General features: G+C 65.5%; 11 protein-coding genes and 2 pseudogenes. 1 reads left to right on the top strand and 12 read right to left on the bottom strand.

Annotation, left to right across the window (positions count from 1 at the left end; genetic code table 11):
- Window positions 1-76 precede the first annotated feature (76 nt).
- The 9 genes and pseudogenes from OKB81_RS15205 to ltnD form a co-directional block, all read right to left on the bottom strand.
- A pseudogene (locus OKB81_RS15205) lies at window positions 77-655 on the bottom strand (OprD family outer membrane porin); the annotation flags it as partial.
- Window positions 656-1,289: 634 nt separating this feature from the next.
- The gene (locus OKB81_RS15200) at window positions 1,290-3,227 is read right to left on the bottom strand and encodes a methyl-accepting chemotaxis protein (protein WP_119197387.1); all 1,938 of its coding nucleotides are present in this window, start codon (window positions 3,225-3,227) and stop codon (window positions 1,290-1,292) included.
- Between the two features lie 59 nt (window positions 3,228-3,286).
- Window positions 3,287-4,177: a DMT family transporter gene (locus OKB81_RS15195; RefSeq protein WP_039041063.1), complete on the bottom strand. Its 891-nt coding sequence runs from the start codon at window positions 4,175-4,177 to the stop codon at window positions 3,287-3,289.
- A gap of 90 nt (window positions 4,178-4,267) precedes the next feature.
- Window positions 4,268-5,773, bottom strand: coding sequence for a GntP family permease (locus tag OKB81_RS15190; RefSeq protein ID WP_109112743.1), 1,506 nt, complete (start codon window positions 5,771-5,773; stop codon window positions 4,268-4,270).
- A complete protein-coding gene (denD, locus tag OKB81_RS15185; protein ID WP_119197388.1) occupies window positions 5,770-6,720 on the bottom strand; it encodes a D-erythronate dehydrogenase in 951 nt (316 codons plus the stop codon). The genes OKB81_RS15190 and denD overlap by 4 nt, the downstream gene beginning before the upstream one ends.
- 35 nt (window positions 6,721-6,755) lie before the next feature.
- A complete protein-coding gene (otnI, locus tag OKB81_RS15180; protein ID WP_010673296.1) occupies window positions 6,756-7,529 on the bottom strand; it encodes a 2-oxo-tetronate isomerase in 774 nt (257 codons plus the stop codon).
- Window positions 7,526-8,158 carry a 3-oxo-tetronate 4-phosphate decarboxylase gene (gene otnC, locus OKB81_RS15175; protein WP_043758491.1) on the bottom strand — a complete coding sequence of 211 codons (633 nt, stop codon included), beginning with the start codon at window positions 8,156-8,158 and terminating at the stop codon, window positions 7,526-7,528. The genes otnI and otnC overlap by 4 nt, the downstream gene beginning before the upstream one ends.
- On the bottom strand, window positions 8,151-9,401 hold the full coding sequence (gene otnK, locus OKB81_RS15170) for a 3-oxo-tetronate kinase (RefSeq protein WP_109113011.1): 1,251 nt from the start codon (window positions 9,399-9,401) through the stop codon (window positions 8,151-8,153). The genes otnC and otnK overlap by 8 nt, the downstream gene beginning before the upstream one ends.
- A complete protein-coding gene (gene ltnD / locus OKB81_RS15165; protein ID WP_160836560.1) occupies window positions 9,398-10,306 on the bottom strand; it encodes an L-threonate dehydrogenase in 909 nt (302 codons plus the stop codon). Before ltnD ends, otnK begins: the two co-directional genes overlap by 4 nt.
- Before the next feature lie 256 nt (window positions 10,307-10,562).
- Here ltnD and OKB81_RS15160 point away from each other — a divergent pair, with 256 nt between their 5' ends.
- Window positions 10,563-11,357, top strand: coding sequence for a DeoR/GlpR family DNA-binding transcription regulator (locus OKB81_RS15160; protein WP_041211238.1), 795 nt, complete (start codon window positions 10,563-10,565; stop codon window positions 11,355-11,357).
- A 45-nt stretch (window positions 11,358-11,402) separates the two neighbouring features.
- On the opposite strand, the gene OKB81_RS15155 is transcribed toward OKB81_RS15160, so the two are convergent.
- From OKB81_RS15155 to ppk2, 3 genes and pseudogenes are all read right to left on the bottom strand, one after another.
- A complete protein-coding gene (locus OKB81_RS15155) occupies window positions 11,403-11,558 on the bottom strand; it encodes an entericidin A/B family lipoprotein (RefSeq protein WP_010673301.1) in 156 nt (51 codons plus the stop codon).
- Between the two features lie 16 nt (window positions 11,559-11,574).
- Window positions 11,575-12,633, bottom strand: a pseudogene (locus OKB81_RS15150) (PQQ-dependent sugar dehydrogenase).
- Window positions 12,634-12,792: 159 nt separating this feature from the next.
- Window positions 12,793-13,617, bottom strand: a complete 825-nt coding sequence (ppk2, locus tag OKB81_RS15145; protein WP_010673303.1) for a polyphosphate kinase 2 — start codon at window positions 13,615-13,617, stop codon at window positions 12,793-12,795.
- Window positions 13,618-13,809 lie beyond the last annotated feature (192 nt).

Below are 13,809 nucleotides of genomic sequence, written 5' to 3'. Positions count from 1 at the left end.
ATCTATCAACCCCCGAAAGGGGATCAAGAGATGATCGTCACATTCGACTGTCAACGGGGGGCTGGTGAACGCTTACGCCGAAGGTGCCTTCGATCTGGCCACCACGGTAGGTACCGGGTTGATAGGACCAGTTGACGCCGAGGATGCCGGGTACATAGAGCTGGGTGTAACCACCCTTGGCGGTGACGGCGTCACCGAACTTGAATTTCAGGGCGGCGTTGGAGAGGCTGAAGCCGTTCTCGGGAACGCCGTCACCACCTGAACCCCACTTGTCGCCCCAGAAGGAGAACTCGTTCTCTTCGTTGACGCCATTGCTCTCGTCAACGGCCAGATCGTAGGCACCGAAGCCGCCCACGTCGACGCCGACCACACCCCATGCATAGCCGGAGTTGAAGTTCAGGGCTGCCTGGGTAGTGGCATGGCTCAGGTTGGAGTGGTATTTGCCATCCTGACCCGGACCGGCCTGGACGCGATCACGCTCACGCTGGAAGTAGAACAGGCCACCGGTGAGCTTGCCTTCGTCGATGAAGGCGCTGTAGGACTTGCCGTATTCCGGGCTCATCATGTCTTGAGCGGCGAACGCCATGCCGGGTGCGACCAGTGCCGCGACCACGGCAGCACTCAACGCGGCGCGCTTGAAGATCACTTTTTCCATTTGTTATTGCTCCTGATTTTATGGACTTAGCTTTTTTATCCGGCAGCCGGGTAGGCACCCGCCGCTCGGTATTTGCATTGCAATCAACACCCCGAAGGGCAAAAAAATGGTTCTCTGTCGTGCCCTTGTGCCTGATGCCTTGGCGCATCGGTCGGGGCTATCTGCATCGTTACAGTCGTTATTTTTTGGCTGTCGATCCTTGGCGATCTGACATCACCAAGAGTACGTTCGCGGTGCGAAATATCAATGTAAAGTTCCCGGCAAGTTTCAAAAATATGACCGAGTGCAAATAATCATGATTCTTGATGTGGGCACTCCAAGCCCACGTACATCGGCAATGAGAGCGCTTTCATATGGTGTTCACCGTTATCCTGTGCGGATCTTGTCGGGAAGGCAGAACTTTCTTTGTTAACTTGATGGTAACATATAATTTTGTGTCACAAAAAAAGATTCGGCCTGCTCCGGATGTGCGTCGCCGACGCAGACTGGGGAGCCTGGTCTGCAACCAGGGTGCCGGCATGGGGGAAGAGTCGCGCGGCATTGTTCCGGCCTCGCCGGCCTGTGGGCCCGGACTGGAGATCCCGGGGGCGAGTATGGGGGGAAACGCAGGCCCGGCACGGCGCCGGGCCCGGGATCAGGCCTGGCTCAGGATCCGGGGGATCTGCTGGGCCTGGTGGTGGATATGCTCCGAGACCTGTACCGAGAGGCGGCTGCCCTGGCGGGCGTGCTGGCTGATGCGACCGATGAGGGCGGCGAAGCTCGCCAGCCTGTGCTCCTGGCTCTTGGCATTGTCGGCGCCCTGCAGGGCGATGACGGCGGTGCTGCGCGCCATCTCCCGCACCGTCAGGGTGGTCTGGCGCAGCTGCTCCGCCTGCTGGCGCTGCTCGGCGGCCTCTGCGGTGATGCGGGCCAGCACGGTGGCGAGCTGATCCCCCGCCTGGGTGAGGCTCGCCAGGATTTCGGTGATCTGGCCGAGGGAGCGCTGGGTGTCGGCGGAGAGGTGGCGCACCTCGTCGGCTACCACCGCGAAGCCGCGTCCCTGCTCCCCGGCCCTGGCCGCCTCGATGGCGGCGTTGAGGGCCAGCAGGTTGGTCTGCTGGGAGATATGGCCGATGACGTCGACGATGGCGGTCACGTCCTCCACCGAGCGGGTCAGCTGGGCCAGGGCGCCGCTGCTCTCGTCGATGGCGAGCCCGGTCTGGGCGGTAGCCGTCAGCATGCCCCCGACCAGCCGCTCGCTCTGGCTCATGGAGTGTTCATTGTGCTGGGCGTGCTGGGCTATTTCGGCGGCAACCTGGTGCACCTCGCTGGCGAGCTGGTTGAGCTCCTGCATCATGGTGTCGCTCTCATCCACCGCCTGCTCCGTGGTGCGGGTGCTGTGATGGATCTCCTGCACCTGGTTGACCATCCCTTGCAGACTTTGCGACACCGCCGATAGCTGGCCCTCTTTCTGCTGCTGATCCTGTTGCAGGCGCCGTATCAGGCGGTTGTAGCTCGCGACGATGTCCGCCAGTTCGTTGCGCTCGCGCCCCGGGGTCAGCAGCTGGGCCTGACCCGTGGCGTCGAGCTGCAGGAAGGCTGCCCGCAGTTGCAGCAGGGGCCTGACCAGCCAGCGACGCTGCACCAGGGCGAACAGCAGGGCCACCACGACCAGGCAGAGCGCCAGCACGCCGAGCACGGTGGCCAGCTCCCGGTTCATGGTCTGACGGGCGGCGGCGAGTTGTTCGCCCAATTGCTCCCCCGCTTGCAGCAGCTGGGTGATGTCCTGCTGCACCATCTGACGAGCGGCCTGCTGCTGTTGCAGCGCCTTGCGGCTGTTTTCCAGCTCCTGGGGATAGCGCTTGAGCAGGGAGGTCAGCTCGGCTTTGGGCTGATCCCCGAGCTCCTTGCGTATCGGCTCTCCCAGGGTGAATTCGTCGGCCGGTGCCTCCTCGAAAAGCTCCATGCTCGGCAGGGCGGCCAGGGAGTCGGCCTGCTTTTGCAGGGCAGCCAGCTCGAATTGCAGCCCTTCGAGACGCTTGGCGCTCGCCTGCTCCATGTAGTTCTGGCGCTGGTGGGCGAGGGAGGGGAGGGCGGTCAGGATGTCGGCCGCCCCCTGGCGATACTGCTCGGTCAGGACCGGATCCCGCCCGGCGGCTGCTCCCTGCTGGCCGTAACGGAGCAAGGCTTTGGCCTGGGTGGTCAACTCGTTCTCGGCATTTTGCAGCAACCACTGGCTGTTGCCGGAGAGCTTGCCCGCCGCCAGATAGTCGCCGTCAATGCGGGTTTTCATCTGCTCAAGCCGGGTGTTTAGCGGCTGGGTCTGGGGATCCTCCAGGCGGGACAACAGCGCCAGCGCCTGCTGGCGCACTCCCTGTGCCTGGGCTAGCAGCAGGGGATCCCCGCTGCCGAGATAGTCGCGAAGCGCCCCCTGCAACGGACCGCTCAGTTGCTGTTGCAGGCGCTCCTGCAGACGCTGGGCCTGGGCCGAGTGGTTGAATTGTTGCCAGCCATGATAGAGCGCGGTGGCCTGGACACCGGCCACCAGCAGCAAGACGAGGGAAGAGAGGGAGGCAAAATGGGCAATTTTCACATCAGATTCCTGCTTGAATCACGCAATGGGCGCGAGCTTAATCAGGTCTGATGGCGTTTTTATGACAGTGGCCGTGCCAGCTCCCGTTGACTTGGGCTTTTCACCAGCAGGCCGAGCAGGGCGCCGCCCATGATGAGCCCCCCCGCCAGCAGATGGCGCGGGGTGAGCGCCTCGCCGTTGAGCCAGACCAGCAGCAGGGTGCTCAGCAAGGGAGTGAGGTAGGCGAGCGCGCCGATGCGGCGCGGATCCCCGTCCCGCAGCGCCAGATACCAGGTGACGAAGGCCGCCCCCATGGGGCCGAGGGCGAGCCCGGCGATGAGCAGCCAGTCCCCCTGGGGGATCCGGGCGAATGGCAAGGGGCCTTCCAGCATCCATGCCAGCAGCAGGGCCAGGAGCCCGGCGGGCAGGCAGGCGGCGGCCGTGACCACGGCGGGAGCGGGAGGCAGGCGGCGTGAGAGCACGGAATAGGCGCCCCAGACGATGGCGGCGCCGAGGGCCAGCAGGTAGCCGGGCAGATGGGCCTGTTGCAACTGCAGGTGACCATCGACCATCACCAGCACCGATCCCGCGAGACCCAGGGCCCCGGCCAGCAGATGGTGCAGGCTCAGGGGATGACCCGGCAGCAGCAAGGGGGTGAACAGGATGATGCACAGCGGCCACAGGTAGTTGATGAGGTTTGCCTCCAGCACGGGGGCGTGGCGAAAGCTTGTGAACAGCAGCAGGTGATAGAGCAGCAGGGCGGTGATGGTCACCAGCCAGGTGAGGGGGCTGGCGCGCCACTGGCGCCAGAATGGCAGGGTGCCCGCCCCGCAGAACAGCAGCACCAGCCCCACCAGCACCAGCGGCGAGACGCTGGTGATCCGGGAGGTGAGCGCGGCGAGGGAGGCCCACAGCAAGATGGTGAGCAGGGCAAAACCGGTGGACTTGTCCCACCAGGAAGACGCAGGCATCCAACACTCCTTTGCAAGATGAATGAACGAAAAAGAGGGCCAGTCTAGCAGACTGGCCCTCGTCACACAGCGTTGCCGTGACGGCGCGAGTTATGACTCCCGGCTCGGGACGGCCCCTGCCGCCGGAGCCAGGGACTGCCCCTTGACGTACCAGACGATGAGGGCCAGCACCAGCAGCGGCAGCACGGGGTCGAACCAGGTGCCGCCGGAGCCGAACAGCAGGTTCAGCAGGGCGACGCCGGTGCCGCCGATGGCCCAGGCGATGGTGGTCGGGATGGACCAGACGATCATCTGCTGCTTGACGTCGGAGATCCCCATCATGCGGTTGACCACCCAGAACAGGCTGTCGTTGAAGTAACCGAAGAAGAGCGACCCCATGGTGGCGGCCTGGGCGGCCAGCAGCATGTTGACCCCGGGGATCTGCGCCAGGATGGGGGCGGAGATGGAGGCCGCCGTCACCATGGCCACGGTGCCGGACCCCTGGATGAGGCGCACCAGGGTCGCCACGATGAAGGGGATCAGGATGGGTGAGATGGGCAGCAGGGCGATCTGCTCGGCCAGCTGCTGGCCTGCGCCACTGTCGCGCAGCACCGCCCCCAGCGCGCCGCCGGCACCGGTCACCAGCAGGATGATGCCGGCGGATTGCAGCCCCTCTTCCAGGCGGGCGGCGGTGGCATGCCTGTCCATGTGCGGGACCAGGGTATAGACCGCCAGCAGCACGCTGATGGCCAGCGCTATGATGGGGGTGCCGATGAAGTTGATGCCCTGCACCAGGGGGTTCGCCATCAGGCCGTCCATGCCCTCCAGGGTGGCCAGAGTGGTGAAGATGGCCTTGACGAAGATGAGCACGATGGGCACCAGGATCGGCAGCAGCGACAGGGTCAGGCTCGGCAGGGTCTTGCCCTCCTTCTCCTTGAGGTACTGCTCATAGGTGGCTTGCAGCTCGTCCGGGGTCTGGGCGGCCTGGGCTCCGAACTCGGGGTACTTCTTGTCGAGCCACTGGGCGTAGAAGACGATGCCGAGCACGCAGGGGATGGCCAGGGCCATGCCGGTCAGCAGCATGGCGCCGATGTCCACGCCAAACAGGCCGGCAACCCCCAGCGGGCCCGGAGTCGGCGGCACGGTATGGTGGGTTACCACCAGGCCGCCCGCGAGCGCCACCCCCAGGGTGAGCAGGGAGCGCTTGCCGCTTTTCGCCAGCGCCTTGGCCACCGGATAGAGGATGACGAAGGCGGAATCCACGAAGATGGGGATGCTGACGATGTAGCCCGTGATGGCCAGTGCCCACTCCTCGCGGCGCTTGCCGAGCCACTTGATGAAGCTGTAGGCGATCTGTTCGGCGGCGCCGGAGACCTCAAGCAGGCGACCCATCATGACCCCGAGGCCAATGACGATGCCGATGCTGCCGAGGGTGGAGCCAAAGCCCTGGGTGATCACGGTGAGGGTCTTGTCGATGCTCATGCCGCCGGTGATCCCGGCGATGCAGGCCGCCGCCAGCATGGCGATCAGGGCGTGCACCCGGGTGCGGATGACCAGGAACACCAGCACGAAGACCGCGATGATGAGACCGATGATGGGGGTTGGGATGTCGCTCATGATGCCTCCTGCATGTCATGGGTGATGAAACTGTCGATGATGTCGGCAAACGTCCTGTCTGCCGCGAAGCCGAGGGCGCTGGCCCGCTGGTTGTCGATGCGTCCCGGCCAGCTCGCCACGATGCGCTCGATGGCCGGATCGGCGGCAAACTGCACCCGATCCCGGGCCGCCTGGCCACCGGCCCGTGCGAGGGCCTCCAGCATCTCGCCAACTGTCACGCTGATGCCGGGCAGGTTGATGCTGCGGGCGTCACCGGTGGCGGGAAGTCTGGCCGCCAGCAGGAAGTTCGCGACCACGGTGGCGGGGCTGGAGAGCCACAGGCGCAGATCCGGGCTCACTGGGCAGATGGCGCTCTCCCCTTGCAGCGGCTCGCGGATGATGCTGCTGACAAAGGAGGAGGCGGCGCGGTTCGGCTTGCCCGGCCGTACGCAGATGGTGGGCAGGCGCAATACCAGACCGTCGACGAAGCCCTTGCGGCTGTAGTCGTTGACCAGCAGTTCCCCCATGGCCTTCTGGGCGCCGTAGGAGGAGGTGGGGGTGAGCGCCGTGCCGTCATTCACCAGCTCCGGCAGCGGGCCACCATAGACGGCGAGCGAGCTGGTGAAGACGAAGCGGATGCCGGGCCGGGCATGGCGGCACGCCTCCAGCAGGGTGCGGGTGGTGTCCAGGTTGACCTTCCAGCCCAGATCGAAGTCCTGCTCCGCGTGGCTGCTGACGATGGCGGCTAGGTGGTAGACCACGGCGGTCCGCTCGCTGATGAGGGACTCGGCGACACCGGGTTCGGTGAGGTCGGCCCGCAGGCAGCGAACCCTGGGGTCCGGCAGGGGGGGTTGCGGCTGCTGGATGTCCACCAGCAGCAGCTCGGTGAAGGGGTGGGGGCCTTGCAGCAGGGCCCGGGCCAGTTTCTGGCCCAGGAAGCCACCGCCGCCGGTGATGATGATCTGCATCTTGTTATCCTCAGACTCGTTCATGTTCAGGGTCGTTATTGTTGTGTCAGCCAGCCCAGCCCTTCCCGGGTGCCGGCTCTGGGGTTGTACTCGCAGCCTATCCAGTCGTGGTAGCCCGCCTGCGCCAGCGCCTTGAACAGGTGGGGGTAGGCGATCTCCCCCTCGTCCGGCTCGTGGCGATCCGGCACCGAGGCGATCTGGACGTGGCCGATGGCCGGGCCCAGCTTGCCGATGAGACGGGTGAGATCCCCGTCCATGATCTGGGCGTGATAGAGGTCGAGCTGCACCCCCACGTTGGGTCTGTCTATCTCCTGCACCAAGGCCAGGGCGTCGAGCTGGTGGGCCAGGAAGTAACCGGGCACATCCCGATCGTTGAGCGGCTCGAGCAGTACCTTGATGCCGTCTTCGGCCAGGAAGTCGGCGGCGAAGCGGATGTTGTCGATCAGGGTCTGGCGGTGGGCCGAGAGGCTATGAGCAGGGTCCACGATGCCGCTCATGGCGTGTACCTTGGTGCAGCCGAGCGCCAGGGCATAGTCACGCACGCTTGGCAGGTGGCCGCGAAACTCCGCTTCCCGCCCCGGGATGGCGGCCATGCCGCGCTCCCCCGCGCCCCAGTTGCCCGGCGGCATGTTGAACAGGGCCTGGGAGAGCCCCTGCTCGCGCAAGCGGCGGCCCAGCTCTGCGGCCGGCCACTCGTAGGGGAAGAGGAACTCCACCGCCTCGAAGCCTGCGTCGCGGGCGGCGGCGAAGCGCTCCAGGAACGGCACCTCGGTAAACAGCATGGTGAGATTGGCTGCAAACTTGCTCATGGTTTCATCCTCCTCAATTCATCAATTTCGGGTTCGCTCAGGTAGCGGATGGACTGGCCATGAAGCATCAGTGCCAGGCGCGCCGTCTCCTCCAGCTCTTCCATGTTGTTGACCGCATCCACCAGATCCTTGCCCGTCACCACGGGGCCGTGGTTGGCAAGCAGGAAGGCGTTGCCTTCGGGAGCGCGGCGCCCCAGCTCCTCGGCGATGCGGGCATCCCCCGGTTTGTAGTAGGGGATGAGCGGCAACTGGCCGACCCGCATCACGTAGTAGGGGGTGAAGGGGCGGATGACGTTGGCCGGATCCAGCCCCTCCAGACAGGAGAGGGCGGTCAGGTGGGTGCAGTGCAGGTGCACCACGGCCCGGCAGTCCGGATTGTTGTGGTAGATGGCGAGGTGGAAGGCCACCTCCTTGGAGGGGCGATCACCTCCCAGGTGTTCCCCCTGCAGGTTGACGTGAGAGAGCCTGTCGGCGCTGAGCCGTCCCAGGCAGGAGCCGGTCGGGGTGGCGATCAGGGTGCCGTCCGGCAGCAGGGCGGAGAGGTTGCCGGCGCCCCCGGTGGCATATCCGCGCTGGAAGAGGGAGGCCCCCAGCATCACCATGGTGTCGCGCAGTGCCTGTTCAGTCATGGAAGTACTCCTGAGCCTTGTCGAAGAAGTCGTCGCTCCCGAAATTGCCGGACTTGAGGGCCAGCGACAGGGGGGCGTCGATGGCCCGCACCCAGGGCACACCGGGGGCGATCTGCGGGCCTATGTGGAACGCCTTGACGCCGAGGGCCTGGGTGACCCGGCTCGAGGTCTCGCCACCGGCGATGATGAAGCGGTCCACCCCGGCGCCTTGCAGCAGTTGGGCGAGGCGGGCAAAGCAGTGTTCCACCGCGTCGCTGGCCGCCTGCTGGCCGTGGGTTTCCTGAATGCGGGCCAGCTCTGCCGGGCTGGTGGTGGCGTAGACCAGCGGCGCCGGGGTCCGGGGCTGGTCCAGTACCCAGCGCGCCAGCTCGGCCGGGTAGTCGGCCTCTTCGAGGCAGCGCACCACATCCAGCGCCAGGGCAGGAGCGTGCTGGCGATAGCGGGCCACCTGACGGTTGGTCATCTCGGAGCAGGAGCCCGACAGCACCGCGGCGCGGGTGCCTCTGGGCCAGCCCGCTTCGCGGGCACCCTGCAGATCGCCGCTCCCAAGCTGACGGGCCAGGCCGATGGCGAGGCCGGATCCGCCGGTCACCAGGGGCATGTCGAGGGCTGCGGTGGCGATGTCCAGCAGGTGCTGCTCGGTCAGGGTGTCGACCACGGCGTAGCGCACACCAGCTTGCGTTAGCTGCTCAAAGGCGTCGGCAATGGCGCCGGGACCCTGTGCGATGGTATTGAACGGCACCAGACCGGCGCGGCCCTGGGCTTGCCCCTCCATCAGCCGCAGCAGATTGCTGTCGGTCATGGGGGTGATGGGGTGATGGCGCATGCCGGACTCGGCGAGCGGCTGGGCGCCGACGAAGAGGTTGCCCTGATAGACGGTGCGACCGTTTACCGGCAGGGCCGGACAGATCAGGGTGAAGTGCTGGCCAAGCGCCGCCAGCAGGGCGTCGGTGACGGGGCCGATGTTGCCCGCCGCCGTGCTGTCGAAGGTGGAGCAGTACTTCTGGTAGATGCGCGGGCAGCCGCGGGCCTTGAGCCAGTCGAGGGCCGCCAGGGAGTCGCGCACTGCCTCATCGGCCGGGCAGGAGCGGCTCTTGAGGCTGATCACCACGGCGTCGACCCCGGTCAAATCCGCCTCTGCCGGGATGCCGGCAAACTGGATGGTGGCGAGGCCGTTCTCCACCAGGAAACCGGCGATGTCGGTGGCGCCGGTGAAGTCGTCTGCGATGACTCCGAGTTTCATGCTTGCTCCTCCTGACCCGGCAGGGTGATGCCTGAGAAGATCTTGATGACGGCGCTGTCATCTTCCAGACCGTGGCCCGCGTTGCTGGCACCGAGGAACATGTTCAGCGCCGTGCTCGCGAGCGGCAGCGGGAAGCGCAGCGCCTTGGCGGTGTCCGCTACCAGGGTGAGATCCTTGACGAAGATGTCCACTGCGGAGCGGGCCTGGTAGTCACCGGCCAGCACCCGGGGCATGCGGTTTTCAAACATCCAGGAGTTGCCGGCGGCATGGGTCACCACGTCATACATGAGATCCAGGGACACCCCTGCCCGGCTGGCCAGGGCCATGGCTTCGGCGGCCACCGCGATGTGCACCCCGGCCAGCAGCTGGTGGATGATCTTGACCGTGCTGCCCTGGCCCGGCTCGCTGCCGACCCGGTAGACCTTGCCGGCCACCGCATCCAGCACCGGGGCCAGCTTGTCGAAGGCGGCGTCGGAGCCTGCGGCCATCACCGTCATCTCGCCGGCATCGGCCTTGATGGCACCACCGGAAACCGGCGCATCCAGCATCGGCAGTCCCATCTGCGCCAGCTCGGCAGCCAGGGCGCTCGCCTCTTCGGCGGCGATGGTGGAAGAGACCATGATGGCGGTGCCCGGTTTGAGGTGGCGAGCCAGCCCCTCGTTGCCGAGCAGGATGCGGCGAACCTGGGTGGCGTTGACTACCAGCAACAGCACGGCATCGAGCGTCTCGGCCAGGGGCCTGGCATCGGCCATGACGGCGGCGGCACCGGCCTGCTGCAACTGGCCGCGAGCCTGTTCGCTGAGGTCGATGCCATAGGTGGTGAGCCCGGCCCGCAGGCAGGAACGGGCGGCGCCCATGCCCATGGCGCCCAGGCCGATGACCGCAACATGATAGGGAGTGATCATCTCGTGATTCCTCGATTACGACTGATGAGCAGATAGTAGAGGCTTGCGGCGATGAAATATCAGGCAGTCATCACAAAAAATAACTTATCGTGTGTTAATTTTTGTTATTTATGAGGATTGAGATTCTTTCGAGTCAAATTTTGGCGTTTTTATTGTGAATAAATGTGATTTGTGAGCCCGTTTCAGGTTATTTATCATTTTTTCCCAGGTCGCTGGGGTAGAATGGCACCTTCCTTTTCCCGAGGCGCGAGGCAAGATGATTCCCGTAGAGCGACAGCAACGTATCCTGCAACTGCTGGCAGAGCGCGGCGTGGTCAGCATAGTGGAGCTGACCGACTGGCTGCAGGTCTCCCACATGACCATCAGGCGCGACATCCAGAAGCTGGAGGAGCAGGGGCGGGTACTCTCTGTCTCCGGCGGGGTCAGCCTCTCCCAGCGGATCAAGAGCGAGCCCTCCCACGCCGCCAAGCGCAGCCTGATGCAGGGGGCCAAGCTGGCCATTGCCCGGCTCGCCGCCGCCCAGGTGAGCGAAGGGAGCACCGTCTATCTGGATGCCGGTACCACCTCCCTGGAGCTGGCCCGGGAGCTGGCGCTTCGGGAAGACTTGATGATAGTGACCAACGACTTCATGGTCTGCGCCTACCTCATCGAGCACGGCCGCTGCCGCCTCTATCACACCGGAGGGCAGGTCATTCGCGAGAACCAGTCCTGTGCCGGGGAGGCTACCGCCCACTTCCTGCGCAACCTCCATCTGGACATCGCCTTCCTGTCAGCCTCCTCCTGGGACAGTCAGGGGATCTCCACCCCGAGCGAACAGAAGGTGCCGGTGAAGCGAGCCGTGGTGGAGTCGGCGGCGACGCGCATCCTCATCTGCGATTCGTCCAAATATGGCAAGGTGGGGACCTTCAACGTGGTGAGCTGGGATGCGATCGATCAGGTGATCACCGACGAGCAACTGCCCCAGAGCGCCCGCGAGGCATTGGCACAGCACGGGGTCAGGGTGACCATGGCGCCGCTGGCCAGTCTGGTGGCCGGCGCCGAACAGGGGTAAGGAGAGGGGCGACAGGGGGCGAACCACAGCGCCACCCGGCCGGGATCAGCGACCCTCTGCGGCCGGTGCGTCCGTCAGCTTGGCGGAGCCCTGGATCACCTCCCCCGCCTTCTCGATGTCCCGCCCCATCCCGTGGATGGTGTTGCAGCCCAGCAACCAGAGGCTGGTGCAGAGCACCAGCAGCATGCGATTCGTCTTCATCCTTGCTCCTTTCATGCTATGGGGTCAGTTTGAGCAGGCGCCCCTGGCCTGAATCCGTCAACAGGTAGAGGGCGCCGTCGGGGCCCTCCTTGACGGTACGGATCCGCTCCCCCAGATCGGTCAGCAGCCGCTCCGCCGACACTATCTTGTCTCCGTCGAGGTGCAGGCGCAACAAGGCCTGACCACGCAGGGCGCCGACCAGCAGATCCCCCTGCCACTCCCTGAACAGGTCCCCCTGATAAAAGGTCATGCCCGAGGGGGCGATGGAGGGCACCCAGATCCAGCGCGGCGCCGTCATGCCCGGCGCGCTCTGGCCCACGCCAATCTTGCCGCCCCCGTACTCCTCGCCAAAGGTCACTCTGGGCCAGCCGTAGTTGTGGCCTGGCAGGATGAGGTTGACCTCGTCCCCGCCCTGGGGACCGTGCTCGTGAGCCCAGAACTACTGGCTGCCCGGGCGCAGGGCCGCCCCCTGCATGTTGCGATGGCCCAGGCTCCAGATCTCCGGCAGGGCCCCCGGCGTCTTGACGAAGGGGTTGTCGGCGGGGACCCGGCCATCCTTGTGCAGACGCACCGTCTTGCCGAGGTGGTTGTCCAGCGTCTGGGCCCGCTCCCGCTCGCTGTAGCGATCCCCCAGGGTGATGAAGAGGTGGTCATCCGTCAGCACCAGGCGGGAGCCGAAATGGGCGCCGCCGGCCACCTTGGGCTCTTGGCGAAACAGCAGTTGCCAGTCGATGAGGGCGTCTTTTTGTAGTCGGGCCCGGGCCACGGCGGTGCCGGCGCCTCCGTCCCCCGGCTCGCTGTAGCTGAGATAGAGCCAGCCATCGCCGTCCAGGGCGAGATCGAGCAGACCCCCCTGACCCGTGGCGGCGAGGGGCGGCAGGCCGGAGACCACATGGCGGTTGCCACCCGCGTCGATGCGCAGCAGGCGCCCAAGGCGCTCGCTGACGAGGTAGCTGCCATCCGGCAGGAAGGCGAGCCCCCAGGGGTGGCGCAGCTCCCCCGCCACCGGGGTCAGGGTCAGTGCCCGCACCGGGAGCACCAGGCAGACAAGCAGCAGGGCAAACAGTCGCAACATGGGGGCCTCCTCGCTCGGCCAGACCTGAATGTCGCTGAAGTATAGGGGAGGCAAACGGGAAAACGTGAGCAACAACAAGCCATTGGGTGATACAGGCGGCGCCGGTTGTCCTTTGGGGCAGGAAGGGAAAGGGGGTGAGCCAGGGCTCACCCCCTCTGGCTAGAAGAGGGCTGGCACGATGCGAAGCGGGTGATCCGATGGTTTGACTTTGCCTATCTTGCGCTTGGGCAGCTTCACCGGCTCCGCCGGCAGCGCCTCGTAGGGGATGTGTGCCAGCAGGTGGGAGATGATGTTGAGGCGCACCCGTTTCTTGTCTTCGGAGTGGGCCACGAACCAGGGGGCCCAGGCGGTGTCGGTGGCGATGAACATGGCATCCCGCGCCCGGGTGTAGTCATCCCAGCGATCGAAGGACTTGATGTCCATGGGGGAGAGCTTCCAGATCTTGCGGCCATCGTCGATGCGATCACGCAGCCGCCGCTCCTGCTCTTGTGGGGTCACCTCCAGCCAGTACTTCAGCAGAATGATGCCAGAGTCCACCAGGGCTTTTTCCACCATGGGGGTGCCAGCCAGGAATTTGTCGCTCGCCTCCTCGCTGCAAAAACCCATGATGCGCTCCACCCCGGCCCGGTTGTACCAGCTGCGATCGAAGATGACGATCTCCCCCGCCGCCGGCAGATGGGGGATGTAGCGCTGGAAGTAGAGCTGGCTCTTCTCCCGCTCCGTGGGGGCGGGCAGTGCGACGACCCGAAAGACCCGGGGGCTGACCCGCTCGGTGATCGCCTTGATGGTGCCCCCCTTGCCGGCCCCGTCGCGCCCCTCGAAGACGATGCAGACCTTGAGCCCCTTGTGCACCACCCACTGCTGCAGCCTGACCAGCTCCACGTGCAAGAGGCGCAGCGCTTTTTCGTATGCCTTGTTGCCAAGGGGCTTTTGCGCCTCGGCCACGACCGGTTCTTCCGTTCTGGATTTTCGTTTGCTGCCCATGATGTCCTTCTCTGTGTCTCGGCGAATGGAGGGCCGTCCTGCCGGACGGCGCCCTTCAAGGGTAGATGACGGTTTACCGCCACCGGGGGTGGGAACTACCGGGGGATGGCCGGGATCATTTTTGGTTCATCGCGGCTTTCCGGGGAAGGCCGCCTTGATTTTCAGAAAAAAGTATTCTGAGTCCCTAAATCC

Source organism: Aeromonas sp. QDB56 (genome assembly GCF_027705505.1).
In the GTDB taxonomy this organism is placed as follows: domain Bacteria; phylum Pseudomonadota; class Gammaproteobacteria; order Enterobacterales; family Aeromonadaceae; genus Aeromonas; species Aeromonas caviae.
Note: the sequence above shows the minus strand (reverse complement) of the source record. Positions and strands in the feature narration are given on the sequence as shown.